At 68.4% G+C, this 24,889-nt stretch carries 26 protein-coding genes and 1 pseudogene; 11 read left to right on the forward strand and 16 right to left on the reverse strand.

Features of this window, described 5'->3' with window-relative positions; all coding sequences use genetic code 11:
• Window positions 1-197 precede the first annotated feature (197 nt).
• A pseudogene (locus tag PHZ_RS21170) lies at window positions 198-1,167 on the reverse strand (LysR family transcriptional regulator).
• 93 nt (window positions 1,168-1,260) lie between these two features.
• On the opposite strand from PHZ_RS21170, the gene PHZ_RS21175 reads away from it, so the two are divergent.
• Window positions 1,261-1,914, forward strand: a complete 654-nt coding sequence (locus PHZ_RS21175) for an MBL fold metallo-hydrolase (RefSeq protein WP_012520534.1) — start codon at window positions 1,261-1,263, stop codon at window positions 1,912-1,914.
• 101 nt (window positions 1,915-2,015) lie between these two features.
• Here the strand turns inward: PHZ_RS21175 and PHZ_RS21180 are convergent, their stop codons facing one another.
• The gene (locus PHZ_RS21180) at window positions 2,016-3,572 is read right to left on the reverse strand and encodes an SH3 domain-containing protein (RefSeq protein ID WP_012520535.1); all 1,557 of its coding nucleotides are present in this window, start codon (window positions 3,570-3,572) and stop codon (window positions 2,016-2,018) included.
• A 125-nt stretch (window positions 3,573-3,697) separates the two neighbouring features.
• Between PHZ_RS21180 and PHZ_RS21185 the strand changes: the two genes are divergently transcribed.
• Window positions 3,698-3,961 (forward strand): hypothetical protein, encoded by a 264-nt coding sequence (locus PHZ_RS21185; protein WP_041374528.1) that lies wholly within the window; start codon window positions 3,698-3,700, stop codon window positions 3,959-3,961.
• 61 nt (window positions 3,962-4,022) lie between these two features.
• Here PHZ_RS21185 and PHZ_RS21190 read toward each other — a convergent pair whose 3' ends face one another.
• Entirely contained in the window at window positions 4,023-4,418 is a 396-nt protein-coding gene (locus tag PHZ_RS21190) for a response regulator (RefSeq protein WP_012520536.1), read from the reverse strand.
• 516 nt (window positions 4,419-4,934) lie between these two features.
• Complete coding sequence (locus PHZ_RS21195; protein ID WP_012520537.1) at window positions 4,935-5,960, reverse strand: IS110 family RNA-guided transposase; 1,026 nt, start codon at window positions 5,958-5,960, stop codon at window positions 4,935-4,937.
• 294 nt (window positions 5,961-6,254) lie between these two features.
• Here PHZ_RS21195 and PHZ_RS21200 point away from each other — a divergent pair, with 294 nt between their 5' ends.
• Both PHZ_RS21200 and PHZ_RS21205 read left to right on the forward strand, forming a co-directional pair.
• Entirely contained in the window at window positions 6,255-6,965 is a 711-nt protein-coding gene (locus PHZ_RS21200; RefSeq protein WP_012520538.1) for a hypothetical protein, read from the forward strand.
• Window positions 6,962-7,558, forward strand: a complete 597-nt coding sequence (locus PHZ_RS21205) for an RES family NAD+ phosphorylase (protein ID WP_012520539.1) — start codon at window positions 6,962-6,964, stop codon at window positions 7,556-7,558. The genes PHZ_RS21200 and PHZ_RS21205 overlap by 4 nt, the downstream gene beginning before the upstream one ends.
• Here PHZ_RS21205 and PHZ_RS21210 read toward each other — a convergent pair.
• The 5 genes from PHZ_RS21210 to PHZ_RS21230 form a co-directional block, all read right to left on the reverse strand.
• Window positions 7,555-7,833 (reverse strand): hypothetical protein, encoded by a 279-nt coding sequence (locus PHZ_RS21210; RefSeq protein ID WP_041374529.1) that lies wholly within the window; start codon window positions 7,831-7,833, stop codon window positions 7,555-7,557. The genes PHZ_RS21205 and PHZ_RS21210 overlap by 4 nt on opposite strands.
• 51 nt (window positions 7,834-7,884) lie before the next feature.
• On the reverse strand, window positions 7,885-8,319 hold the full coding sequence (locus PHZ_RS21215; RefSeq protein ID WP_012520541.1) for a hypothetical protein: 435 nt from the start codon (window positions 8,317-8,319) through the stop codon (window positions 7,885-7,887).
• Between the two features lie 3 nt (window positions 8,320-8,322).
• Complete coding sequence (locus tag PHZ_RS21220; protein ID WP_012520542.1) at window positions 8,323-8,580, reverse strand: type II toxin-antitoxin system prevent-host-death family antitoxin; 258 nt, start codon at window positions 8,578-8,580, stop codon at window positions 8,323-8,325.
• 88 nt (window positions 8,581-8,668) lie between these two features.
• The gene (locus PHZ_RS21225; RefSeq protein ID WP_012520543.1) at window positions 8,669-9,073 is read right to left on the reverse strand and encodes a single-stranded DNA-binding protein; all 405 of its coding nucleotides are present in this window, start codon (window positions 9,071-9,073) and stop codon (window positions 8,669-8,671) included.
• Window positions 9,074-9,625: 552 nt separating this feature from the next.
• Window positions 9,626-10,048 carry a hypothetical protein gene (locus PHZ_RS21230; RefSeq protein WP_012520544.1) on the reverse strand — a complete coding sequence of 141 codons (423 nt, stop codon included), beginning with the start codon at window positions 10,046-10,048 and terminating at the stop codon, window positions 9,626-9,628.
• A gap of 102 nt (window positions 10,049-10,150) precedes the next feature.
• Between PHZ_RS21230 and PHZ_RS22385 the strand changes: the two genes are divergently transcribed.
• A complete protein-coding gene (locus tag PHZ_RS22385) occupies window positions 10,151-10,621 on the forward strand; it encodes a S41 family peptidase (RefSeq protein ID WP_012520545.1) in 471 nt (156 codons plus the stop codon).
• Window positions 10,622-11,279: 658 nt separating this feature from the next.
• Window positions 11,280-12,029: a hypothetical protein gene (locus tag PHZ_RS21235; protein WP_041374530.1), complete on the forward strand. Its 750-nt coding sequence runs from the start codon at window positions 11,280-11,282 to the stop codon at window positions 12,027-12,029.
• A gap of 203 nt (window positions 12,030-12,232) precedes the next feature.
• Here the strand turns inward: PHZ_RS21235 and PHZ_RS21240 are convergent, their stop codons facing one another.
• Window positions 12,233-13,639 (reverse strand): amidase, encoded by a 1,407-nt coding sequence (locus tag PHZ_RS21240; RefSeq protein ID WP_012520547.1) that lies wholly within the window; start codon window positions 13,637-13,639, stop codon window positions 12,233-12,235.
• 352 nt (window positions 13,640-13,991) lie between these two features.
• Between PHZ_RS21240 and PHZ_RS21245 the strand changes: the two genes are divergently transcribed.
• From PHZ_RS21245 to PHZ_RS21260, 4 genes are all read left to right on the forward strand, one after another.
• A complete protein-coding gene (locus PHZ_RS21245) occupies window positions 13,992-15,497 on the forward strand; it encodes a flavin-containing monooxygenase (RefSeq protein ID WP_049758537.1) in 1,506 nt (501 codons plus the stop codon).
• A gap of 36 nt (window positions 15,498-15,533) precedes the next feature.
• On the forward strand, window positions 15,534-16,445 hold the full coding sequence (locus tag PHZ_RS21250) for an SDR family oxidoreductase (RefSeq protein WP_012520549.1): 912 nt from the start codon (window positions 15,534-15,536) through the stop codon (window positions 16,443-16,445).
• Window positions 16,446-16,529: 84 nt separating this feature from the next.
• Window positions 16,530-17,186: a Crp/Fnr family transcriptional regulator gene (locus tag PHZ_RS21255; RefSeq protein ID WP_236611937.1), complete on the forward strand. Its 657-nt coding sequence runs from the start codon at window positions 16,530-16,532 to the stop codon at window positions 17,184-17,186.
• 98 nt (window positions 17,187-17,284) lie between these two features.
• Window positions 17,285-18,124 carry an enoyl-CoA hydratase-related protein gene (locus tag PHZ_RS21260; protein WP_012520551.1) on the forward strand — a complete coding sequence of 280 codons (840 nt, stop codon included), beginning with the start codon at window positions 17,285-17,287 and terminating at the stop codon, window positions 18,122-18,124.
• Between the two features lie 9 nt (window positions 18,125-18,133).
• On the opposite strand, the gene PHZ_RS21265 is transcribed toward PHZ_RS21260, so the two are convergent.
• The 5 genes from PHZ_RS21265 to PHZ_RS21290 all read right to left on the reverse strand — a co-directional run bounded on the left by PHZ_RS21265 (window position 18,134) and on the right by PHZ_RS21290 (window position 22,686).
• Window positions 18,134-18,964, reverse strand: a complete 831-nt coding sequence (locus PHZ_RS21265; RefSeq protein ID WP_012520552.1) for an enoyl-CoA hydratase/isomerase family protein — start codon at window positions 18,962-18,964, stop codon at window positions 18,134-18,136.
• A 427-nt stretch (window positions 18,965-19,391) separates the two neighbouring features.
• Entirely contained in the window at window positions 19,392-19,700 is a 309-nt protein-coding gene (locus PHZ_RS21275) for a hypothetical protein (protein WP_041374533.1), read from the reverse strand.
• Window positions 19,701-20,902: 1,202 nt separating this feature from the next.
• Window positions 20,903-21,136, reverse strand: coding sequence for a hypothetical protein (locus tag PHZ_RS21280; protein WP_041374534.1), 234 nt, complete (start codon window positions 21,134-21,136; stop codon window positions 20,903-20,905).
• Between the two features lie 333 nt (window positions 21,137-21,469).
• Entirely contained in the window at window positions 21,470-22,198 is a 729-nt protein-coding gene (locus PHZ_RS21285; protein ID WP_012520555.1) for an E2 domain-associated cysteine-rich protein, read from the reverse strand.
• Window positions 22,198-22,686, reverse strand: a complete 489-nt coding sequence (locus PHZ_RS21290; protein ID WP_049758538.1) for a hypothetical protein — start codon at window positions 22,684-22,686, stop codon at window positions 22,198-22,200. Before PHZ_RS21290 ends, PHZ_RS21285 begins: the two co-directional genes overlap by 1 nt.
• Window positions 22,687-22,718: 32 nt before the next feature.
• On the opposite strand from PHZ_RS21290, the gene PHZ_RS21300 reads away from it, so the two are divergent.
• Window positions 22,719-23,890 (forward strand): IS3 family transposase gene (locus PHZ_RS21300; protein WP_086004007.1). Its coding sequence is split into 2 segments (ribosomal slippage): window positions 22,719-22,992 and window positions 22,992-23,890, totalling 1,173 coding nucleotides; the frame shifts between segments, so codons are not numbered across the junction.
• Between the two features lie 25 nt (window positions 23,891-23,915).
• On the opposite strand, the gene PHZ_RS21305 is transcribed toward PHZ_RS21300, so the two are convergent.
• Window positions 23,916-24,881, reverse strand: a complete 966-nt coding sequence (locus PHZ_RS21305; protein WP_049758539.1) for a nucleotidyl cyclase domain-containing protein — start codon at window positions 24,879-24,881, stop codon at window positions 23,916-23,918.
• Window positions 24,882-24,889: the final 8 nt, after the last annotated feature.

The raw sequence follows: 24,889 nt of genomic DNA on the forward strand, positions 1-24,889 counted from the left end.
TCACCGGAGCCCTCGGCCATGCCGAGGGCGGAGGGGAACGGCGCAGCCGTTGACTTACGGGCTGGCCTGGCACGATGGGACGTTCGACGCGCAGCGCTCGCGCCCCGTCAGGGGCGCTCCGTCCGGCGCCTGCCCGAAGGGCGCGCCCGGGAGCAGCGGCGAGGCTGAGCGCGGGCGGCCTCAAGAGCGCGCAGCCGTCAGTCTTGCAGCTCGCGGCTGTGGAGCGGCGCGAAGGTCTGAGCGGCCGGCCCTCCATGCAGCTTGGCGCAACGACGCTTCAGCTCATCGCAGAAGAGCCGCCCCGCCGGGCCTGGCGGGGCGTCTATCCGCCAAGCGAGCCAGGACGGCGTGACGGTGAACGCCGTCCGGACCAAACTCCTCCACCGGCAAGCGAACGAGACAGCCGGCCTCGAGGTCGTCCGCCACGAGCCACAAGGGCAGACTACCCCAGCCAACGCCTGCGATGAGGAGCGCCCGCTTGGTCTCATTGTCGCTGGCCCGCCAAACGCCGGGCGACAGCACGCCGAAGTCTTGGCCCTCGGTGAGAGGCGACGGGTCGGGCACGACGATCTGAACATGGTCGGCGAAGGTGATGCGGGTCAGCGGCTGGCCGCCGGCGGCAAGTTTGGCAAGCGGATGATCCGGCGCCGCAACAGCGGCGCGCGGGATGTCCGCCAGGAACGAGAGCTCGATGGTCGGGTCCGCGATATCCGCGCCGGTCACGGCGAGGGCGCATTGCCGGCTGCGCAAGGCGGCATGCGCCGAGCCGAGCGGCAGGGTCCAGGTCTGCACCCCCACCGTGGGGTAGGCCTCGTGCACCGCCCTGAGCGCCGCCGCCGCCAATGGCAGCGGGAACTGCGGGTCCAGCGCGAGGGTGAGCTTGAGCTCGACCTTATGGCCCAGGCCGCGGGCGCGGGCTCGCAGCACGTCGGCCTTCAGCAGCAGGGCGCGGGCGTCGCCCAGGAGGGTCTGACCTTCGGCCGTCAGGACGGGGCGTCGGCCGGATCGATCGAACAGGCGCACGCCGAGCTGCGTCTCGAGCGACGCCAGGGCATGGCTCACCGCAGACTGCACGCGGCGCAGCCGCTGGGCTGCGGCGCGGAAGCTGCCAGCCTCGGCCACGGCCACGAAGACCCGCATCTGGTCCAGGGTGAGGGGATCGATCACCGATCTATTCCATCGACCAAAACCAGCAAGATTTCAGCGATTGCGCCGATCGCGTCGAGCCTCATCTCCAGGGAAACCGATGGAGGCTTTACCATGCAGCAGATCTATCCCGACCTCTGGCAGACCCGCGCCGAGCAGCCGCTGCCCAGCGTCGCCGACCTCGTGACCCGCGCCTATCTGATCACGCGGGCCGACGGGAACCTGCTGATCTACTCGACCGGGCTTGCCGACGAGCACCAAGCCATCGGCGATCTGGGCGGCATCCGGCGCCAGTACCTCAGTCACGTGGACGAGGCGGGCCCCGCGCTCAAGACCCTTCAGGAGACGTTCGGCTCCGAACTGTGGGGCCACGCCGTCGAGGCGGACGCGGTCCTCCGCAGAGCCGGCGTCGCGCCGAACCGGACGTTCACCGGCCCGGAGACGCACGGCGACCTCGAGGTGATGCCGCTGCCCGGCCACACGCCAGGCAGCACGGCCTACCTGTACCGCTCGCCGCATGGGCGGACATACCTCTTCACAGGCGACACCATCGGTCGCGACGACCGCGGTGTCTGGACCGCTGGATACCTGCCCTTCAGCGACAAGGCTCAACTGGTGGCGACGCTCCGGCGGTTGGCGGAACTTGCGCCCGACGTCGTGCTCTCCAGCGCCTTTGGCCGAAACCATCCCCATACCGAGATGACGGCGCCGGGGCAGTGGCGGGCCGCCGTCGATGAGGCGCTGGCTCCCCTTCTCACGGCGGCGTGAAGCGGCGCGTGGCCGTCCCGCGGCGCCGTGAGCGCCGGAGGCGCGAACGCCCTGAGGGCTTCTTCGAGTGTCGGCCGTCCTCAGCCGTGCCGCGCCCGATGTCAGTCGAGCGGCAGCACGCGAAGCCGCCTCCGGCTGATCCAGCCGATCAGCGGCCGGTCCGAAGCGTAGTCGAACGCCTCGACCTTGGCCCAGGCCTCGCCCGCCTCCAGCACCCGCAGCGGCTGGTCCGGATAGATGGCGCGGATCGCGGGCGCCTTGGCGTCGGGCGCGCTGCGCAGCCAGGCCCGCTCATGGACGTAGCGCAGGTCGCGCGCGGTCTGCGGCGGCGGCTGCGCCGCCTTCAGCTCGTCGAGCTTGGCGATGACCGCAGCGGTGTCCGGACCCCGCCGCTCCGCCTCGTCCCCCTGGTATGACAGCCAAGCGAGGCCGACGCCGATGACCCCGACCAGCACGCCGACCACGTTCATCACGCCGAGGAAGGTGATCGGCTGGCGCTCCCGCCGGAGCACCTCGGCCACCAGTTCGGCGAGCCGCGCCAGGGCGGCGTCCAGCCGATCGAGGCGGGCGTGGGCGTCGGTCTCGTCCAGCGCCGTGACGCCGGCCATTACCGCGCCGAACACCGGCGCGTCGGCGTCCAGGTCCTCGTCATAGTGCGCCAGCACGTCGGCCGCGGCGCCGCGGGCGGCCACCCCGTCGAGGCCCGCGACGATGGTCGCCTGGAAGCCCGGCCGCTGCACCGCCTCGACGAGCCGCGTGGCGAGGGTGGCTTCCGCTGCGTGCAGCGCCCCGATGGACGCCAGGGCGGCGCCGGGCAAGCGCAGGTCGAACTGGCTGCGCAGCAGCCGGGCGACCGATGTCGCCTCCCCGAAGAGCTGGTCGTAGATCCCGAACTTCGGCGTCAGCCCAAGCGTGGCCAGATGCGGATAGACCTGCGCGACGCCTAAGACTTCCGTGGCGCGCCGGGCGTTCGCCTGCATCTGGCCGATCACGGAATTCGGCCCCACAAGATCCTCGAAGGGGGAGCGGTACTTCGGGAGCCGCGCGGCCTGCTCGGCGGCGCGGATCATCGCCGCGGCCGTCCCGCCATAGAGCGCCTCGTGCGCCGCCATCAGGCTCGAGGCCGGCCGGAACATGTCCGCCACGCGCCGTTGACGCTCCATCATCTCGTGCACCGGGCCCAGCGCCTTGTAGGCGGCCCCCAGCCGCAGGGCGTCGGTGGCGCGCTGGCTGATCTCCCGGCCGATGCGACGGGCCGGCGCCAGCGCGGTTTCGGCCCTGGCGAACAGGATCCGCCGCAGGCGATCGGTCTGCCGCTCCTGCGGCTGCAACGCAGCCATCTCCTTGGCCTCAGCCGAAAGCGGGCCCATCACCGCGTGACGGGCGTCCAGGAACGCGCCAGCCGCCGTCTCGAGCGCCGCCTCCGAGAGCGCCGCCACCGCGGCCGGGTCCAGGCTCGCACCGTCGGCCAAGCGGGCCTGTTCGGTCAGGAGGTCGCGCATCAGGACCACCCCGTCCGGCCAGCGGCTGGTCTCCATCCCCTTGGCGAGCCAGACATGGAAGGCGGTCTTGCGCGCCTCGACGACGACGGCGCCCAGCCCCTCGACCGGGAACACGACGGGATTGCTGAAGGCGGAAAGGTCCAGGGGTTCTGTCACGTGGGCACTATAGGTCAACGGCTGGGATTCGCCCGGGGTGGGCACGCGCCGGCTCAAGTCCCGCGCCTTGCAGGCCGCATCGCCGATCCTAGATGGAAGGCCAAGGTTGAGGGGGAGCAAGCCGCATGTTGTGCGTCAAAGTCGCGCCCGTTTCGGACGGTTGGGCCGTCACCTGCGACGCCGTGGAGAACCTGATGCTGTTTCGCAGCGGCGCCCAGGCGCAAGACGCCGCCAGGCGGCTGGCGCAGGCCTTGGCCGAGGCCGGCGAGTGGGTCGAGATCGAGGTGCGGATGCGCGATGGCGCCCGGGCCGCGCGCTTCATCTGCACGCCTCAGGGCTCGGATCTTGAAGGTGCGCAGGCGGCGGTGCAGAGACTCCAGATGGCGTGAGGGCCTCAAGCGCCGCCGGGTGTTGGCGAGACAACGCCCGGCGAGGCCAGCGGGCGCTTGTCTAGCCGCCCGGGCCGGGGCGCTCCAGGGTGGCGTTGGAAACCGCCACCACCAGCTGGGCGAGGGCGAAGGGCTTGGTCAGCATGACGCTGCCAGGGACGCCTCGCGAGGCCCATTCGTGCGCGCTCCCGCCGCTCACATAGACGACGGGCAGATCCGGGAAGAGCTCGCGGGCGCGCCGCGCCACCTCCCAGCCGGAGCTGTTGTCGCCGAGATCGATGTCGGTGACCAGGGCGGCGAAGGCCGCATCCGGCGTCTCGAGCTGGCGGATCGCTCCCGCGCCAGTCGAGGCCGAAGCCACGCGGAAGCCGCCCTCCTCCAGAGCCGAGACCCCGAGTTCGAGCACAGCCGGTTCGTCCTCGACATAGAGTACGAGGGGCGCGTCCTCTTCAGCCATTTCCCCCAGCCCAGACCACGCGTCACCACTGTCGGCTTTCCGACAGTCGCACAACGGACGCGAGCAGAGGCAGTTCCGGGTGGCCTCGACGGCGCCCCCTGCGTGAGGGATCGTTCGTTAACAGCGGCCACCGCCGTCAAGGGGCTTCGTACCCCATGCTTCCTCCACTCCGCGTGAGGGATCAAACCGGTACGGCCGAGACGCCGCAGGCGACTTGGTGACGGCGCGCCAGCGCCGGCATGCCGAGCCCGACCGCGCCTCCCGCGCGGGCACGCCCAGCCTGTGCTGCGATCGAGGCCTCCTCAGCCTCTCCAGCTGATCCTCAGGTCATCACCGCTGCCGGGCACAAGGTTCGTTCCGAGGTCGGACATGCCGCCTCAACATGAGCTTCCGTTGCTGAAGCCGCCTCAATGTCACTGCCGCGCGAGTCCCAAGGCCTGCGACGATCGCTGCGAGGTCGGCCTCCGCATGCGTCCCGGCAAGGACGCCTCCCGAGGGAGCTGCGACGAAGTGGGCTCAGGCGCCAGCCTGAGCCCACTCGAACTCCGTTCCGTCCGACCACATGGCGTGCATCAGGACCGCCAGCTTCCGCGCCACCGCCACCTGCGCCTTCTTCAGGCCCGCGCGCTCCATGATCCGCAGCCCCCACAGCCGCAGCGGCACGGGCCGGTCGATCTTCACCAACAGCACGTTGGCGGCCTCCACCAGGTAGCTGCGGGTCATGGAGTCACCTGTCTTGGTGATCCGGCCCGATCGGTCGACCTCGCCCGACTGGTAGATCTTCGGCGTCAGCCCCAGGTACGGGCCGACGTCCGCCGAGCGCTTGAAGCGGGTCGGATCCTCGATGGTCGACAGGAACGCCAGCGCCGTCAGGTGACCCACGCCCGGCACCGTCATCAGCCGGCGGCTCACCGCATGCTCACGGGCGATGACGCGCAGCTGCCGGTCGTAGGTGCGGATCTGCGCCACGACGCCCGCGAGCACCTCCAGCATCGGACGGGCGTAGGCGGCGTAAGCGGGATCCTGCGCCATCGCCGAAGAGGCGCGCTGGGCGAAGCCCCGCCCGGCCGTCTTGGTGGTGATCACCCCGAACCGCTTCACTGCGCCGCGAAGGGTGTTCTCGAGCGTGCGCTTGGTCTGCATCAGCATCTTGCGCGCCTGCAGCAGGCTGCGGATGTAGGTGGCCGAAGCGCCGCGCACCCAGGCCTCGCGGTACCAGCCCACGCGCATCAGCTCCGCGAGTCCGCGGGCGTCATTACGGTCGGTCTTGTGGGTGCGTGCGGACAGCACCTTGTGCGCGTGGCGCGTCTCCATGCAGATCACCGGCAAGCCGGCGGCGCGAAGCCCGCGCACCAGCATGCCCGCCGTCTGGCCCGTCTCCAGGCCGATCCGCTGGGCGTCATGCGCCCGCTCGGCGAGGCAGCGGACCAGCGCCTCCGGCGTGCTCTTCACCCGCCCCTCAAAGCGCACTGCGCCGTCCGCTTCCAGAATGCAGACGCTCGTCTCGGCCAGCGAGACGTCCAGACCCACGTAGCTCGTCATGAGGGCTCCCCCGAGGTGAAAAGGCGGAGCGGACACCGAACTACGGCGCAGGATCAACCTGCCCAGCCCGAGCCGCTGTTACCCCATGTCACCCGACGGGCGGAGACCCGCCAGGGGCTCCGGGAGCCGCCGGCCGGCGGCGAGTAGAGCCCGGCCCGCCGCGCACGCGGCAGGACACGCCCGAATGCCGACCCCACCTCGCCGCCGCATACCGCCGTCCGAACACAGGTTGCTTTGGTTGCGGAAGTTGCATCTTGAGGTGTTCGGTCCCATCTTGGCGGCAGGAGGCGCATCATGGCCCATGCCCAGAAGTCCGCCGGCGGCGAAACCGCCCGCAAGACGCTCGCCCATCGCGCCGCGAGCGGCCAGTTCGTCTACGCCTACAAGGTCAAGGGCGGCGCCCAGGCGCTGGAGCGGATCACACCCCCTAAGGACGCAACCCTGGTGATCATCCCCGAAGGGGCCGCCGACCAGCAGTACCTCGAGGCCTCGGGCCTGGTGGAGCGCTACGGCCAGGTGCGGGTGCAGGACGCCAAGGGCCGCATCGTCGAGCCCGTGCAAACCACGACCGCCAAGGTCATCGACGCCGAGGCCTTCGAACCGAGCGCCAAGGCCCGCGCCCTGCTGCGGGGCGTGCGCACCGCCCAGGAGGACCTGAAGCAGGCCGGCGGGGCCTATGAGTTGGACGAGGTCCGCGCCCTGCTCAACGGCATCTCCCGCCAGGCCGTGGAGAAACGCGTCCGCGAGGGCGCGCTGCTCGCGGTGCCGGGGCCCAGCAACCGCCGCCGCTTTCCGACGGTGCAGTTCACCGACGACGGCGAGGTGGTCCCGGGCCTGCGCGAGGTGCGCCAGGCCCTGCCCTTCCAGAACCCTTGGGCGGTGCTGAACTACCTGGTGAACCCCGACGCGCGGCTGGGCGGGCGCCGTCCGATCGACGCCCTCAAGGCAGGCGAAGCCGCCGAGGTCGTGGAGGCCGCGCGGCGTCTCGGCCAGCAGGGGGCGTGACGGCGCCCCGTCCGCCCGCGGACCTTGACGCCCGCACGCCGCTCACGGTCACCCTGCCGCCGGGGACGGCGCTGCACCGCTTCTACCCGGCGGGACGCGAGCCGATCTATTTCGACACCAGCCCGATGGGCCGGCTCAACGCCCCGGACGGGCGCTACGGCGTGCTCTATGCGGCGGCGAGGCCCGAAGGCGCCTTCGCCGAGACCTTCCTGCGCCTCCCGGGGCGCACCCTGCTGGCGCCGGAGCTCATCGCCGCCAAGGGCCAGGCCCGCCTGGGCCTCCTTCAGCCCGTGACCCTCATCCAGCTGCACGGGCCGGGGCTCGCGCGCCTGGGCGCCACCGCCGAGGTCATCCATGGCGGGCTGCCCTATGACGCGCCCCAGGCCTGGTCGGCGGCGCTCCATGACCATCCGCTCCAGGCCCAGGGGATCGCCTACACCGCCCGCCACGACGACGCGGAGGTCTGCTACGCCATCTTCGAGCGCGCCGCCGCGGCCCTGACGGTCGATGCAGCGACCGAAGACCTCGAGGGCGAGGACGGCTTCTATCTCTTGGCCGAGCAGTACGGCGTGGGCTTGGCGCCGTCGCGTTAGGCGTCGAGCCGGGGGGAGAGGCTCGCGCGATGTCCCTCGGCCAGGCGACCCAAGAGCTCGGCCACGGCGTCCTCGAGCATCTCGCGCGCCTCGTGCTTGCCCATGCCGGCGCCGACGCTGGCCAGCGCCGCCGCCTTCATCAGGCCCAGGAACACCGCTTCCAGCGCGACCCCGCGCGACAGGGAGGCCGGCGTCCGCTCCGCCAGCGGCCGCATCACGGCCAGCACCTGCGCGTAGGCCGCCTCGGCGGTCGCCTCGTAGGCCTCCCAGTCCACGCTGTCCTCGACATGGCTCGGCCGCGCCGGCTGAGGCGCGGCGGCGCCGATTCAGCCGCGATCGACCGCCCGAAGCCGCTTGGCCCGCTGGTGAGCCGCCACCGCCCGCTTCACGGCCTCCAGAAGCTCGACCGGCAGGAAGCCCCACGCGAAGACATCGGGCTTGTCGCGCGAGACAGGCCGCAGGTCGTAGCCTGGCCAGACGAAGCGATTGAGCTCGCGGGTGATAATCCACGAGGCCGCCGCATCGAGGCCGAGCCGGCGCTTGACGCCCGGCGGCAGCGCCACGGCGGTGTGGTCGCCCTCCGGCCGCGAATGAGTGATGGGCGCGACATAGACGACAGTGTCGCCCTCGTCGTCGCGCGTGGTCAGCACGATGGCGCAAGGCCGGTCCTTACGGCCCTCCTCCGCGCCGGCCCCGGCCTGGTCGCGCCACAGATAGGCGTAGGAGATGACGAGGCCCGGCGCCGGCGTCGGCAGCGCCACGGCCTAGTCGGTGTCCTTCAGGCTGTAGCGGTGCTCGGCCGGGATTTCCGCCGATTCGATGGCCGCGATCTCGGCGTCGGAGAGGTCCTCCGAGGCGAGCGCAATGCGTTCGCTCTGCTTTAGCCGGTGGAAAGTCTCAGCCGACACAATGTAGACGGTCTCGCGGCCATACTTGGTGACGCGAACCGGTTCGTTCAGCGCACGGTCGTGGAAGGAGCCGAAGTTCTTCTGGACCTCGCTGGCCGGGGCGGTGATGGACATCGGCAGTTCTCCGTAACATCCACATCTTACGGAACATGGCCTGCGGCGGCAAGGCCCGCCCGGCGTACCGGACGGGCCCGCCTAAGCCTCAGAACGGGATTTCGTCGTCGAGGTCCGGCTCCGGCGCCGTTTCGCCCTGGGCGGTCTCGTCGCGGGGGCTCGCCAGCTTCTCCACCCGATGGCCGGCGCCGGTGACGGCGATCTTGGTGGCCTGGCGCTTCTGGCCCTGGGCGTCTTCCCAGGCCTCGTTGCGGAGCATGCCGACCACCTGGATCAGGTCGCCCTTGTCCACGTACTCCTCCAGGAACTTGACCGTGCCCGGGGCGTAGGTGACCACCCGGTGCCAGGTGGTGCGGGACTTCTTCTCCCCGGACTGGCGGTCGCGCCAGCGTTCCTCGGTCGCGAGGCTGAAGTTGGCGACCTTGTCGCCGGAATTGAGGGTGCGGATCTCCGGTTGGGCGCCGATGCGGCCGGTGAGGACGACGAGGTTCATGGGGTGGCTCCTTGAGGCTCGACCGGCCAGACCCGTCTGACCGGCTCGCGGACATCGCCGCGATCACGTCCCCAGGAGACCGGGGCCGCCAGGGCTGGACGAAAGCCCGCAGCCCCGTGGAAACCGGCCTGCACAAGCCCGCCGCAGAGACGGGCGCGGAAGGCCGGAGGGTCCGCGCGGCTGCGCCTCGCGCCCCGCGAGGTCGGCTTTTGCGCCGGCCCGGCCCCGGTCAGGGATCGTGATGGAGAGCGGCGTTCCTGCGGGCCCTGACTGACGGTCCAGGCTCGAAGCGGCCGGAACCACCAATGCCTCGTCTCCTGCGCCAGGCGCCCACCGCCCGCCGCCACCCGATCGGGCGCGGCCCGCAGCGCCTCGTGTCTGGAGCGCAGCGCCGCCAACCCGGGTAAGGGATCGCGCCGGGTTGTGGGCCCTTATGCGGGGCCCGGACCCGGCCCCGCGATGAGGCGGGGAGCGAGACAACCTCCAGGTCGTCACAACTCCGCCCGGGGCCAGCCGCGCAGGGGCAGCGCGAGGGGTAGGCCTTTGCAGCGCCTAAGGCCCTGCATCGAGGCCCATGGCCCGCTCGCGATTGGAGGGCGGCGGGTGGGACGGCAGGGGCCGGCCGGCCAGACGTGCGCGCATCGTCAGGGCGAAGGCGTAGACGTGGTTGCCGGGATGGCGCCGCGGCCGCAGGAAGCCGCTCGCCACAAGCCCCTCGTACCAGCTGCGGAGGTCATGGCCCGCAGGCGCTGGCGCGCCCCGACGCACCAGCTCGTCGACCGCATAGCCGCTTCCGCGCTCGCCGCCGCGGATTTTCGAGGCGGCCCGGGCCGAGAAGACCGCACCATCCGGGGTGACATGCAGGATGCGGGGCCGGGCCTGCCCGCGGTAGGCGAGCCCCCGGCCGAAGTCGCGATAGATGGCCCCGATATGGCCGGGGCTCGCGAGCCGCCCGCCCAGCCCGACGCGGGGCACTGGTCATTCCATCACGAAATGAGATTGGCAGTCAGGAACGTCCAAACGCAAATGAGACTCGCTGGGGCGCAGGCCGGTGCTGGCGCGGAACCTACTGAATAAGTGAGACCGGCATGGTCTTCCCGGAAAGTCAACGATCTCGTCTGGCGCATAGCGGGCACCCGCACGTTCCGAATCGACAGCTTCTCGACCAAAATCGTGCCGAGCTCGTACCTCGGGCGGCGCGTCGTCATTCTCACGAGCGCCCGGACGGTGTCTGCCGGCGAGGAGTTGGCTTACAACATGAAGGTGCTCGGACGGGCGACCGTGATCGGCGAGACCACCAAAGGCGGCGCCAACCCCGGTGGGATCGAGCGTGTTGGGTCGCGGCTAGTCGCATTCATCCCGACGGGCCAAGCCCGCAATCCCACCACCGGCACAAACTGGGAAGGTGCCGGTGTCGCGCCCGACATCCATGCAAGCGCTGCCGACGCCTTGGCGGTCGCCATGCGGGAGCTGAGAGTTCCGAACGTAAGGAGTAAGGCCCTCGGCGAACTGACGACCGAAGCCGTCTTCCGCCCTGCGGGCCATTAGCGAGAGGCGGCAACGCGCCAGAACCAGACATTCACGAGACGCCGGAATGCGGACCTTCGGGTGGCTGCGCGACGGTGCTCCCCTCAGCTGCCGCGCTGAACGTCAGCTATGGGTGGAAAGCGGACGTTGGCTCGCCGGGGTGTTCCGCAGCCGGTTGTCCCTACAAACTAAGGGCAAAAGGCAGTATTGCTCGCACACCCTACGAAGAGCGCTGCCAGCAGCGCCGGGCCTGCAAGCGCGACGCTGGCAGGTAAGAGAGCGGGCCATGCGGCGCGACCATAACGGCCGAAGGCTACCGCAGTTAGGATCGTCCAAACGACGAGCAGCGCACCAGTCGCTTGGATGCCTAAATCGGCATTGAGCGGCGGGACCTTAGCCAGATACATGACAGTCGTGATCGCCGCGCCGACCCCGGCAAGAAGAGCCGCAAGCGTATACCGGTGGAGCTTCATTCGACTTGTAGTCCCGCCACATGGGTTGGGCAAAGCTGCACCTAGAACGCCAATGTCGGCAATGGGTCGAGAGCCGTCGTGGACGATGTCTGGTTCGTGGCCCTGCGAGTCGGGTGGCGTTGACCGCCGTCATTGACACGATCCCACCACGAGGATGGCATCCGGACATGGATTCATGGCCTCGTCATGCCCGACGATTGCGCAGCATGGCCGCAGTTCTGGCAGCGGGGCTTGCAGTACTGGGTTGCCGCGAGCGGGAGTGGCAGTCGAGTGAGGCCGAGCAGAAAGCGCAGAGCCAGGCAGAGTTCAAGGCGGCCGATCGGCGGGTGGCCGACGGCATCATTTACCTCGACAATGGGCAGTGCATGGATGCGCGCAGGGCGCCGAAGCCGTGGGTGCGGGTCCCGTCGACGACGGAGGTCTATCCCAGCAGCCTGCTGACCTTCGCCATACCCTTGGAGTCGCTAGGGCGGCCAAGCCGGGCGTTCAAAGACTCCGATGGACGTCCCGAGGTTAGCGTCACGAGCCTGAGCGTGTCCGTTGGCGCCTCGCCCGATAGCGATAACTCGCTGTGGCCGATCGCCAAGCCGTTGCGGGTGCGGCGGCTGCTGGAAGAGGGCTACCTCAACGAAGAGACCGCCTGGCGGACCGGAACCCCAGCGGGTTTGCGCATGTATCGTACGCCCGGGGCGCGTCCACAGGATTGGAGCCTGGTGGGCGACGATCCGCGTACACAGTGCGAGACCTCGTTCGGCGTGGTCAGCCTGCTGCACTTCGTGAAATGCCGCGTAGCGGTCCCGGAGACGGCGGCGGCAGCCTTCTTCGACTTCCCGGCCGGCGAGCCCGACGACATTCCGCCCCTAGTCGAGGCGGCGCGGGCGCTAGCACGGCGGCTGACAACAGCGTGTCCCGCACCAAGCAAGACGGCGAAGTTGTCACCGCAGGATGCGGACTAGCGGTCCGAGCGGCGATTTAGCATCCCGCCGTTGTGGTGTGATGCGCGTGCAGGTCTTGGCCGGTTCGCTGGGAAGGCCTGCAATCCAATCCAAGTCCGAACGTCGGCTTCCGACCCGTTGCCGACCTTCACTCCGTCTCGTCGCTCCGCGTCGGGAGCGGACGCTGGCCTCTGCCACGGCGACAACTGATGCAGTGAGGCGCTTTAGGCCACACCGAAAGGCGCATCAAAGCGGGGCTGGAGCAGGTCTTCGAGCCAACACATGGTCTTCAGGACGCGTACATCCTCGCGATGCCGCCCGATCACCTGCAGGCTCATGGGCAGTCCAGCAGCAGAGTTGCCGATTGGGGCGGCGCCGGCAGGGTTCCGTGTCATATTGATCGCAGGCGTCATCTGAACCCACTGCGTACCCACCGGCTCACCGTCTATTGTCCCCTCTTGTCCCACGGCGGGAGGATGGCCCGCCAACGTCGGTGTCAGCAGCACGTCTGCGTCTCCGATGGCCTCGTTCAGCTGGAAGGCGAGGCTGTGAGCGAGATGCAGCGCGTTCGCGTAGTCGGGCGCGGAAAAACGAAGGCCGTCCTCGATCTGCATACGCAGATCGGGATCGATCCGCTCCCAGTCAGGGGATCCCTTCAGGTGTCCTTGGGTGCGCGCCCGCTGCGCCGCCCATATGACGTACCACGCACTCAGCGGGTTCTCCGACCAGACGGTTTGCCTCTCCACCACCGCCACGCCTGCGTTCGCGAGGGCGTCAACGACAGTGCCGCAGCGGGCGAGGATTTCACGATCAACGCGGGCAAATCCCATGGTGGGAGACCAAACCACCTTGCGCGGCAGGTTGTCGGCGTCCAGTGCAGCGCGCCAGCATATGCCGTCGTGATGCAGACTGAAGGCGTCTTCAGGGTCGGGGCCTCGTGAAGCATCAAGGGCCAGCGCCGTGTCCCGCACGCGCAGAGCCATCGGCCCCTTCACAGTCAGGATGCCGGAGCCTGGCGCGCTGGCTCCTCCCACTGGAACTTGGCCTTGCGTGGTCTTGATCCCTGAAAAGCCGCACACCGCCGCCGGGATGCGGATGGAGCCGCCCCCGTCCGATCCGGTGGCCAGCGGAACGATGCCCGCAGCCACGCCAGCAGCAGACCCTCCGGACGAGCCGCCTGCGTGATAGTCGGTGTTCCAGGGATTGCGCGTGACGCCGAAGGGCAGGTTCTCGGTCACCCCCTTGAACCCGAAGGCAGGTGTGTTGGCCTTGCCGACCACGACCGCGCCTGCAGCCTTGAGACGGCGCACGAGCGCGGAGTCGCCGCTCGCTGGCGGCGCATCGACATGCAGCGCCGATCCGAACGTGGTGCGAAGACCCACCGCGTCCTCGAGGTCCTTGACCAGTAGCGGCACACCCGCGAGCGGGCCGATCGCGTCGCCGCTCTTGAGGCGAGCGTCGAGTACGGCGGCGTCAGAGAGCGCTCGGTCTGCGGCAAGCTCGCACACCGCGTTGATCTGACGTGTCGCCTCTACGTTGGCCAGCGCTGCGGCCGTGACCTCGCGCGCCGAGACCTTCCGGGCGCGGATATCGCCAACCAGGGCTTCGATGGTGGTCTTCCGGAAATCCATGGTCACACTCCGCCGACGGGCCAGCTTATAAGATCGTGCTCTGCGTCCAAGTGCAGCGCTGGACTAGCCGCACAGGCGCTGCACGGACGCCGGGCGCTGTTGATTTGAGGCCGGCGCCGGCGGCGTCTGTCGCGAATCTGCGCACTTGCCTGGGAATGCAAGCGGCCTCCGGCTGCGTGCATCGATCGCGGCTTCGCGTGTTTGAAGAGCCCGCCCGAAGCCTCTGTCGCTCGGATGGGCGGCTGCCTGCTGCAAGGGCGAACACAAACTGCCCAAAGGCGACAGTCTTGGCGACAGCCATCCTGCATACCGTGCCGTCCGGGCGCCTGAGGCGCCCTGAGCCGAGGCTGTGATGTTCGGGAAGACGGTGAGAGAAGATCAGCGCGACGATGGACGGGAGCGCTTCGATGTTGCGATCATCGGAGCTGGCATTTCCGGCATCGGCTGCGCCTATCTGCTTCGGAAGCAGTGCCCCAACCTCAGCATCGTGATCCTGGAGGCCCTGGAGTCGTACGGCGGTACGTGGCTCATCCACAGGTATCCCGGCGCGCGCTCCGACAGCGACCTCTTCACCTTCGGCTATGGATTCAAGCCGTGGAAGGGCGATCCCATCGCCTCGCGCGAACAGATCCTCGATTACCTGGGATCGGTGATCGACGAAGCCGACTTGGCGCCCCACATCCGATACCGCCAGCAAGTGCGGGCCGCGGACTGGTCCAGTGATCGGAGCGCCTGGACGCTCGAGGTTCTGGACGCCGAGGCGGGCGAGGCTCGCCGGATCGAAGCCGGGTTCGTCTGGATGTGCCAAGGATACTACCGGCACGCGGAGGGCTATACGCCCGACTGGCCCGGCCTGGACCGCTTCGCGGGCGAGGTGATCCATCCGCAGCACTGGCCGGACGCGCTCGACCTCACGGGCAAGCGGGTCACGGTGATCGGCTCGGGGGCCACGGCCGCCACGCTCGTCCCGGCGCTGGGGGGGCAGTGCGGCCACGTGACCATGCTGCAGCGGACGCCAACCTACTTCGCCGCTGGGCGCAACGCGGACGCGCTGGCGGACGAGCTGCGGAAGCTCGAGATCGACGAGGCCTGGATCCACGAGATCATGCGGCGAAAGGTGGTCCGCGACCGCGCGGACCTCATCGAGCGGGCCCGCGCGGCGCCCGACGCGCTCAAGGCGCTGCTCGTCTCCGGCGTCAAGGCGCACCTGCCCGATGACTACGACGCCGAGCGGCACTTCTCGCCTCCGTACAAACCGCTCCAGCAACGTGTTGCGTTCGTCCCAGACGGCGACCTCTTCAGGGCTATCCGGTCTGGCCAGGCTTCTGTGGTCACCGACCGGATCGTCGAGTTCGACGAGCGGGGCGTCCGGCTGGAGTCGGGCGAGCGGATCGACTGCGATGTGGTCATCACCGCGACCGGGTTCGAGCTCGCGGTGATGGGCGAGATCCCATTCACGGTCGACGGCGCCCGCGTCGACTTCTCCGATACGGTCAGCTACCGCGGCATGCTGTTCACGGGCGTGCCCAACATGGCGTGGGTCTACGGCTACGGGCACTACAGCTGGACACTCCGAGTGGAGCTTGTCGGGGCCTTCATCTGCCGGCTGCTCCGCCACATGGAAGCGCGGGGCGCAAAGAGCGTCGCGCCGGCCTTGGACCTCGACGCCGCTCAGATGCCGCGCCAGCCCTGGATGGATCCCGACAGCTTCAACGCGGGATACCTCCTGCGCAGCCTCCAGCGCCTGCCAAAGCGGATAGACCGGGCCGAATGGCAGCACAGCCAGGACTATCTCTACGAGCGCGACGCGCTGCCGGCGGTCGACCTCGACGACCCTGTCTTTTCCTACGGCTACTGAAAACCCGCGGCGCAGGCCCGCGATGGGAGTGATTTAATGAACCGATTCAAGGGCGGCGTGGCCGTTGTCACCGGCGGCGCCTCGGGCCTCGGCAAGGCGTTCGCCGAAGCCGCTGTGCGACGCGAGATGAAGGTCGTGCTCGCAGACATCCAGAAGGACGCGCTCGGCGAAACGGTCGAGAGCCTGCGGTCCCAAGGCGGCGATGTGCTCGGGGTCGTGACCGACGTGGCGGCCTCGTCCTCCGTACAGGCTCTCGCCGAGGCGACGGAGCAGCAGTTCGGCCCGGCCAACCTTGTGTTCAATAACGCCGGCGTCGCATCGGGCGGCTTCGTCTGGGAAAGCTCTGAACAGGACTGGGACTGGCTGCTGAACGTCAACCTGAAGGGCGTCGCCAATGGGGTGCGCGTCTTCACCCCCCGGATGCTGGCGGCGGCCAAGGCAGATGCCGCCTACGAGGGCTGCATCGTCAACACCGCCTCGATGGCAGGTTTGCTGACCGCGCCGGGAATGGGCATCTACAGCGTCTCCAAGCACGCCGTCGTGGCGCTCTCCGAATGCCTGCATTACGACCTGAGCCTGGTGACGCAGCGGCTGCGGGCCGCGGTGCTCTGCCCTTCGTACGTCCCGACCAACATCGGCCAGTCGCACCGCAACAGGCCTGCGGACTTGGCCAATCCGCAGCCTCTGACGAAATCGCAGGTGGCGACGCGCAAGATCTCGCAAAAGGACATCGACCAGGGGGCGATCTCTGCGGAAGATGTGGCGGAGCTCACCTTCGCAGCCATCGCGAAGGGGAGCTTCTATGTGTTCCCGAGTCCCGAAACCCTCCCCCTGGTGGACATCCGGATGCAGCACATCGTCAACCAGACCAATCCGGACCTTCCCTACGACCAGGTCCCCATGTTGAGAGAGCGGCGCGACCAGATCCTCGCGGCCCTCGCCGAGTAGAGAACGGCTGCCGGGCCTGCATCCCTTGTCGAAACCGGCGCGCGGATGGCGTCTAAGCGTCGCCGGCCGCGTGCGGAGGAGCACATGAACCCGGGTCCGATGCCGATGGGCGCTCTGAACGCCGAGCTCGACGCGCACCTGCGCGCCCGCGCTCGGCGCCAGCGCCTGGGCCGCGGTGAGGTGCTCTTCCTGCGCGGGTCCGCGCCAGATGCGCTGTATTGCGTCGATGTGGGCGTTGTCCGGCTCTGCGTAACGAGTTCAAGCGGGCGCGAAGCGGTGCTGGGGCTCGTCACGCCCGGCCATTGGTTTGGCGAGGCCTCGCTGTTCACCGGCGAGCCGCGAAGCCACGACGCACTTGCGGTCGTCGATAGCGAGCTGCTCGCGGTCCCGGCCGCGGCGCTGCACGAGTTGGTGGATGGTCGACCGGCCTACCTGCTGCAGTTTCTGCGGTTGATGGGCCTGCGATACCGGTCGACGCTGGAGCGCCTCGACGATGCCGCCCTGCAGCCTCTGCCCGTGCGGCTCGCGCGCAAACTGCTGGAGATGTCGCGCTCGGACGCGACGGCGACTGCCGGAGACGGGGTGCTCCAGATCTCGCAGGAGGACCTGGCCCACGCGCTCGGCGTCTCCCGCCAAAGCATCAACCGGATCCTAAAGCGATGGGAAGCCGCCGGCGTCTTGCAGGTGAACTATCGAAGCCTCGTGCTTCTGAAGCCGGAGGCGCTCGGTTTCGTTGCGTAAGGCGAGGCGACACCAGCCCCACGTGAGGCCGCCGGCATTCCGAATTGAGTTTCATCCGCGGGCCGCGCACCCTTCAGCCCATGTGACGGAGTTTGCCCATGACCGACTACGCTGAGATCCTCTACGAAGTGGAGGGCGCGGTCGCCACCATCACCCTCAACCGCCCCGAGGCGCTGAACGCGCTGACCAGCTTGACGCAGGCTGAGGTGAGGCATGCGCTCGCCGCCTCGGAGCGCGACGCGGCGGTGATCGGGACCGTGTTGACCGGGGCGGGTAGAGGGTTCTGCTCCGGCGTGGACATGAACGCGCTCGGCAAGATGAGCGAGGCTGGCCGCCTGCTCTCCGACCGGTACGAGCACCTCCAGGCGGAGGCCGGAAATCCCGACGCCGATCCCAACTATCAGGGTTCGCCCACCTATTTCCTCGGGCTCCGCAAGCCGCTGGTCGCGGCGGTGAACGGGGTGTGCGCCGGCCTGGGCTTCAGCTACGCCACCTTCTGCGACATGCGCTTCATGGATCGGGAGGCGCGTATCGTCTCCTCCTTCGCGCCGCGCGGGCTGGTCGCCGAGCACGGGACGAGCTGGATGCTGCCGCGGCTGGTGGGGCCGTCGAACGCGCTGGACATCCTCTGGAGCTCGCGGCGCATCGAAGCCGAGGAGGCGCACCGCATGGGCTGGGCGAACCGTCTTTGCGAGCCCGGACAAGCCGCCCAGACCGCACAGGCGTACCTCCGCAGCCTCGCCGGAACCTCCGCGCCCTATTCCCTGATGATGATGAAGAAGCAGGTTTGGCGTCACCTGAGCCGCGAGTTGGGCGACGCCATGGGCGAGACCTCGCGCTGGATCGAGGAGAGCCTCGCCCGAGCGGACTTCAAGGAGGGCGTGGCTTCATTCGTGGAACGTCGTCCGCCGCGGTTCGCCAAGCTTCAGGTGGAGTAGGCCTGCAGCTCAGCGGCCTTCGAACTTCGGTTTGCGCTTCTCACGAAAGGCGGCCCGGGCCTCCCGCACGTCCTCGGACGGGTTCGTGATCATGACGGCCATCTGCGCGTCCGCCAACGACGCGGCCCACGACTGCTCCACCGCCTTGGACATCATCATCTTGGTGCACCTGACCGCCAGCGGCGCCTTCTCGGCCAGAGCCGCTGCGAATTCGAATGTGCGGGCTTCGAGGTCGCCGCTCACGACTTCGGTCAACAGGCCCAGGCGGAACGCCGTATCTGCATCGTAGATCTCGTGCAGCAGGCTCATCTTGAGCGCCTTGTCGTAGCCCATGAAGAACGGGAACAGCCAGGCCCCGCCCTCGTCCGGCAGGAGGCCGAACTTGTTGGAAGTGTCCCCGAGCTTTGCGGTGGTCGAGCCAAGCCGGAAGTCGCAGGCGAGCGCCAGCGCCAGCCCGCCGGCCACCGCGTAGCCTTCGATCTGCGCGATGGAGGGCTTGTCGATCCGCCGCAGCTCCGTGAGCACGGGCTGCATGCCGTCGCGCATCTCGCGCGCCATGCCGAGTGGAGCGGCGCGCACCTTCTCGCGATGTTCGTCCTCGGACCCGCCGATGTCGCCGCCGGCGCAGAACGCCCGCTCACCGGCTCCGCGCAAGATCAGGACCCGCAGATCGTCGTCGTCCCGGTAGTCTGCGACGGCGCGGTGCAGCTCCTGGGTCATCGCCCAGGTATAGGCGTTCATCGCCGCCGGCCTGTTCAGCGTGATGCGACCGATGCCCGGCTGCGGAACATCGCAGATCAGGGTCTCGGACTCTCGGGTGGCGAAGATCGCGCGCTGCATGGTTGCCTTCCCTCAAGAGATGATCCCGCCCCGATCTGAGACGGTCCTTTGGATGTTTACACTCGTCCAGCAGCAAAGGAGCAGCGGCTCCGCCGCTCGTTTCCCATCGGACCTGCCCCTGCAATCTCTGAAGCACGAATAGCGGCAAAAGGAACAGCCACCTGCCTAGGCCGCTGAGGCCGCTAGCTCATGCCAGCCCAGTGCAACGCTTGAGACGTCAGGCCTCGCCCGCAGGCGGTCACAAAGTGTCTCGGCGCGTTGCTCGTCGAGGTCTTCGAGTTCCAAACGGATGTGAAGCCCCGCTGGGGTGCGGTGCATGCCGACCGCATTGAGGATGGCGCCCGCCACGAGACAGAGGTTGAGCGCCCGCAGCAGGGTGTCTGCCTCGTGGCCGGCTTCGATCAGGAGCGTCCAGCGGCTCGGTCGCCTATGCACCGTGACCGCTCCCACTCCTGCCGACGGACCGCAACCGGCCGCTGCAGTCGGCGACATAGCGGCGACGCAGAAGAGGGCGGCCAACACTGTCGAACGCGCTCAGCTGAACCGCTTCGAGCTCACCGCCGGCGCGCACGAGGATGACCTCATGGGAAGGCGGAGTTGCGCGTGCGGGCCAGGCGGCTTGCAGCGCCATGTCGACGCCGAAGAGGCTTCCCTCGCCGGAGGGATAGACCGTGGCCTCGAGGCGCACGACCTGCTCGAGCAGGTCCTCACGGTCGAGGCTGTTGGCGAAATCCATCGCCGCTCTTTTCACGGCGGAGTTCGCAAGGTTCCGGGAAGGTTGGCTCATTGATCGGTCCTTCTGGTGACCAACGGCGCGCAACAAAAAACCCCGCTGCCTTTCGGAAGCGGGGTTCTGATCTTGCGACCGTCGGAGGGTTTAGCTCGCGCGCGTTCGCCCCGCTTCCGAGGTGACGGTCATAAGAATAATTTGGATGCGCAGGGACGAGGCCGCCGTCGCGGCGGCGGTCAGATTGTGCGGCCGTGTCTGGACGTGGCGCATCGTGCGGCCCCTCGGAGCGGGCTCCTCTAAGGCGCTTTCGGGCCTTGGGCAAGCCCACGATCCTTGCGTTACTGAGGACGTCGGAAGAGCTTGGTGAGATGCTGAAGTTCGTGACGGCTCGACAAAGTTTGCTCCAGTTGCGGCTGCCAGCGGCGGCCGAACCTCACGACATCCTCGGGAGGAGGCGGCGCTCCACAGTGGCCGCGGTGGCGGACTCATGCGTCCGTGGCTCTCCCAGCGAGGATCGCTCTCACTGAGCATGGCCCTGCACGAGCTCGGCACCAACGCGGTGAAGTACGGCGCTCCAGGCTCTCCGTCGGGGCGGGTTGAGGTCTCCTGGGAGGTGCAGCGGGATGCGCACTCACGGCCTGTCCGGCTGATGCTCGGTTGCGTGAGAGCGGGGGCCCGCCCGTACAACCACCTAAGGAGCGTGGGTTCGGCGCCCGCTTGTTGGACGCCATGACGCAAGAGCTTGGGGGTCAGAGCTCAATCGCGTTCGAGCCGAGCCGGGTTAAGTGGCATTTCGAAATTCCAATGGCCTCATCGGTCTAGCGGTCTCTCCGCGGCCGGCCTGCAACTGCCCCTGCGCCAGCCGCGGTGACGGATCTCGGAGGGGTCCGCTTCCCACCCTCAGCTGACGTTGGTGAGGTCTGATAGCCGATTGTCGGGACCAGCTAAGAGTGGCCACGAAACAAGTCGAAGATGGCCATGGCGGCATTGCCGCCAGAAGCTGAGTTCGCGTCCTGATGCAAAGCTGGCGTCAACAACCGACTGATAGGCAACTGACCGCTGGGTTCAGTTGCGGCTCTTGGCCGAGACCTTCGTGATTTCCTCGGCGATGAATTGCCGTAGGCCGCATCCAGGGACCGTATGCACGGGCCGTCGCAGGCGGCTCAAGGTCGCCTCACTCTTGCGCCCGCCCCGCAAGGGCCCTGGCGCTAGCCCCAGCGCCAAGCCAACAGCACCTGAAGGCCGATCCCGACTGCCACTGCGGCGAACATGAGCGCGCGCAACCGCGCTCGAACCCGCCGCTGCAGGCGCATCGCGTCCTCTCGGGTGAAGAACTCCCTGCGCTGAGTGGACAGCAAGAGCGTCAAGGCTTCGGCCTTCGCCTGGCTCATCCCGGCGGCCTCAAGAGGCTGCGTGGATTCAGCGAATTCGGTCCGGCTCATATAATCAGACTAAGGCGACAGGTGGTTTGGCGGAAGCACTAAGCGCCAAGTGGGGCTCCGGCTTGCCCCAAGGGTCACGTTGGCCAGGAGAGCCAATCGACTGGCTAGACTTTGGCAGGTCAGCCTCGGGTGGATCTCGGACGTTGAGCGATCCTTGGCTCAGGAACTAGGTTCGGTGTGTGGGATCTCAGAACACCAGAAGCGCCTAGATGGCGCGGATGCACGTCAGACCGCTCCCAGGCCCGGACGGCGGCTTGGGTGGCCGCGCGCCCGCGCCCACTCATCGCGCTCGCAATGCTTCGCCCAGGTAGTAGGGCATCCGCTGGTCGTTGCTCAGGTGCGCAGGGGACACGAGAGCATCGTCCCGCAGCATCCACGGCCTAATAGACGTTCCGATGCCCAGAATTGGTCGAGCGCCCGCCGGCGTTCGCGTTCTAGAGCCACCAAGCGCGCGATCCCCGCCCGCTTCTTGCACTTCCTCCGGAGCACGGGCCTGCGGCGCCTACCCTTCGTGCATCCCTCCGGACAGGCCAAGCGACCGTTCATCGGCTTACCGTCGTCGAACGCGATGCCCAACGTGCGATCCGTGATCCAGGAAGGCTTATCCGCGTGAGCCTGCGCGTACTCCTCGGTGAGATCCAGCTCGGCGGCCAAGTTCTGCGCAGCAAGCTGGAGTTCGCCGGCATGGCCGTGATCAAGAGCGTGATGCGCCGGCCACCGTCCCGTCTGCGCGGCAATGGATTGAACCTGAAGCCACTGCTCCATGTGGGTCCACCAGACCTTCGCGTCGTCGCCGGTCTCCACCGGCAGTGCGTCCAGACCCAGGCAGAAGGTCTGGTCCGCCTGGATATGCCTCTCGGCACACCGGACGGGCAGAAGCGTGCCAGGGGTAACCTCAGCCGCCCCCAGGCGATCCGATCGCGAGAAAATGCGAAGCCGGATGCCGTTGGCTTCCCAAATCGTGTCGCGCGGATGGGCGTCCCCGATGATGTCGCCATCCGTGTTCTGGATAGCAAACCAGCCGGGGACCGCCTCAGCGAGACGGCGCAGGCGTGGCTCCATTAGCGGCTATGGGCCTGGACCCGCGGCACGGACGTCTGCCCAACCTGCACCCGGGGGAGCCCACGGATCAGGATACTCGCCGCGGGGTAGTTCAGGTTGGGCACGATGCTCGACGCCCCGAACGCCTGCTGGACGGTGAGGCCACCGATGCGGATGGCTTCTTCCCCAAGGCTTGTTTCGGTGCCGCCGCACTCCTGCTGCAGCCGCTCGGATTCGCAGGTCGCGCCACTCGTCACGCAACGCACGCTGGCGTCGCCGCGCAGGCCGATGCGGCAAGCCGGAGTGACGCCGTACTCAACGCCGATCGCGAGCCCGAGCTGGTTCACTCCTTCCAGTTCCTGCCGGCAGAGGTCGAACGATGAGCGCAGGCCGCCGGCCATGAGGATTGCCTGCTCGACCGTCGCCTTGGAGTCCGTGCTGCGAGCGTCGCCTTCCGCCACGATCGCCTGCAGGCAGTCTGATCCTCCCCCGGTTTGGTGGACACCCATGCTAGCTCTGAGGAGCTGGAGAGGAGTGTCAGATGAGTGGTGCGCGCCGGGTGTTTCCGGAGACGTTCAAGCGCGAGGCGGTCGACCGGGTGGCTGTGAGCGGCCTGTCGGTGGGCGCGGTGGCCCGGGAGCTGGGTCTGCACGAGACGGTGCTTCGACGATGGATGATGCAGTTCGGGGCGCAGGCGACGGGGGCGGCGAGGCGCTCCACCACGCAAGCGCCGGCCCCGTCGCCGTCTGACCTGGCCTCGGAGAACGCCCGGCTTCGGCGCGAGAACGAGCGGCTGCGGATGGAGCGCGACATCCTAAAAAAAGCCGCGCTCATCTTCGGATCGGCCTCCCGATGAAGTTCGGGTTCGTCGATGAGCATCGCAGCGTCTGGCCGGTTCGGGTGATGTGCGCGGTCCTGGGTCTGTCGGCCAGCGGTTACTACGCCTGGCGCTCCAGGCCAGAGAGCCGGCGCGCGGTCGCCAACCGCGCATTGCTGGACGACATCCGCCGGATCCACGCCGACAGCAGCGGGACCTATGGCTCGCCTCGGGTGCATGCCGTGCTCCGCGGCCACGGCCGCCGCGTCGGGCGCAGCCGCATCGAGCGGCTGATGCGCCGGGCCGGCATCCGGGGCCTGGCGGCTCTGCCGCGGCGCACGCGGACGACCGACAGTCGCCATGGCTATCCGATTGCGCCCAACCGGCTCGGCCGCAACTTCACCACCCAGGCGCCGAACCAGGTCTGGCTCGCCGACCTCACCTACATCCCCACCGGCGAGGGCTGGCTGTACCTCGCTACCGTGCTCGACCTCTTCACCCGCAAGATCGTCGGCTGGTGCATGCGGCCTTCGCTGCACGTCGAGATCGCCCTCGACGCGCTGCAGATGGCCATCGAGCGCCAGCGGCCGGCGCCCGGCCTGATCCACCACTCCGACCGCGGTATCCAGTACGCCGCCGAGGCCTACCGCTCGGCCCTGGCCCGCGCCGGCATCACGCCTTCAATGAGCCGCAAGGGCGATTGTTGGGACAACGCCCCGATGGAGAGCTTCTTCCACACCCTCAAGACCGAGCGCGTCCACCACCGGGTCTACGCCACCCGCGACCAGGCCCGACGAGACCTGTTCCAGTACATCGAGGGCTTCTACAATCCCCGCCGCCTGCACTCAGCCCTGGGCTACATCAGTCCAGCCGAGGCCGAGCGCAGAGCGGCTTAACCCCGTCCACTTTTTCGGGGGAGGATCAGTCACCGATGAACCGGACCTTTCGGCCATTGAAGTCTTCACGTGCACAAGCGGCGAGTTCGCCGCGGAAGACATGCAGATTGTGCACGGCCCTCCGGGCGTTGCCGCTGGCAAGGCTTTCGTCGACGTACCTGGTGAAACCATCGATGTCGGCAAAGAGCGCCGCCAGCTCCATCAAGACCGCGTTGCTCGGCGGGTGGGCTCCGAAATCCAAAGTCCGCAACGGCGGCTGTCGGTAGTGGAAGTTGAACACGGCCAGGCTGCCACTCATCTCCACCTGCGCGAGTTCCACGTCGAAAGCCTGGATTTCCGCCTGCGCGGTTTCCTCCAAGGTCCGGCCACCGGGCCCGAGCCGAGCCGCGAACCCCTTGCTGAACGCTTCCTCGATGAAGTCCAAGCGGCCAGGCGAACGCGCTTGAGCTAAGCGTTCCTGAACGCGGTCGCTGAGGTGGACCCCCGCCTTGTCGCAGGCCGCGAGGTGCGCCGCGTGGTTCGCGGGACGACCGATGAACAGAGGTTCCTGCTCGGCGCCGCGACCGCTGTTGATGGCAATAGCCTTGCCGCAGTCGATGCCAATCGAAACGTCCGTGCGGAACCGCCCGCCAAACCGGCGCCCGGTTCGCTCGACCATCGCCTCGAAAGCCCGCGCGAAAGCCAGGGCGCGAGCAATGCGTTCAACCTCTTTGTCAGGGCCGGCCGGCGACATCACCACTGCGTGCAAACGCGCCCCGTGGAAGTCGACACGTTGCAGGCCGAAAGCGGTGATCAGGCGGTCACACGCGCCATAGTGCAGGTGCAGGAACTGCAATGCCCGCCGGAAGCTCGCCTCCGTTTCGCGCTCTGACGAGAGCTGCGAACCAAACGCTATCAGGTGGGCGTAGATGTGGACGCCATTCGTCAGGATCGCCCGGTTACGGGGGATGTTCACGATCGCCGCCGCCGACGCTTCTGTCAGGAGTTGCACCTTCGCCA

The sequence above is a fragment of the Phenylobacterium zucineum HLK1 genome, assembly GCF_000017265.1.
GTDB classification, from domain to species: Bacteria; Pseudomonadota; Alphaproteobacteria; order Caulobacterales; family Caulobacteraceae; genus Phenylobacterium; species Phenylobacterium zucineum.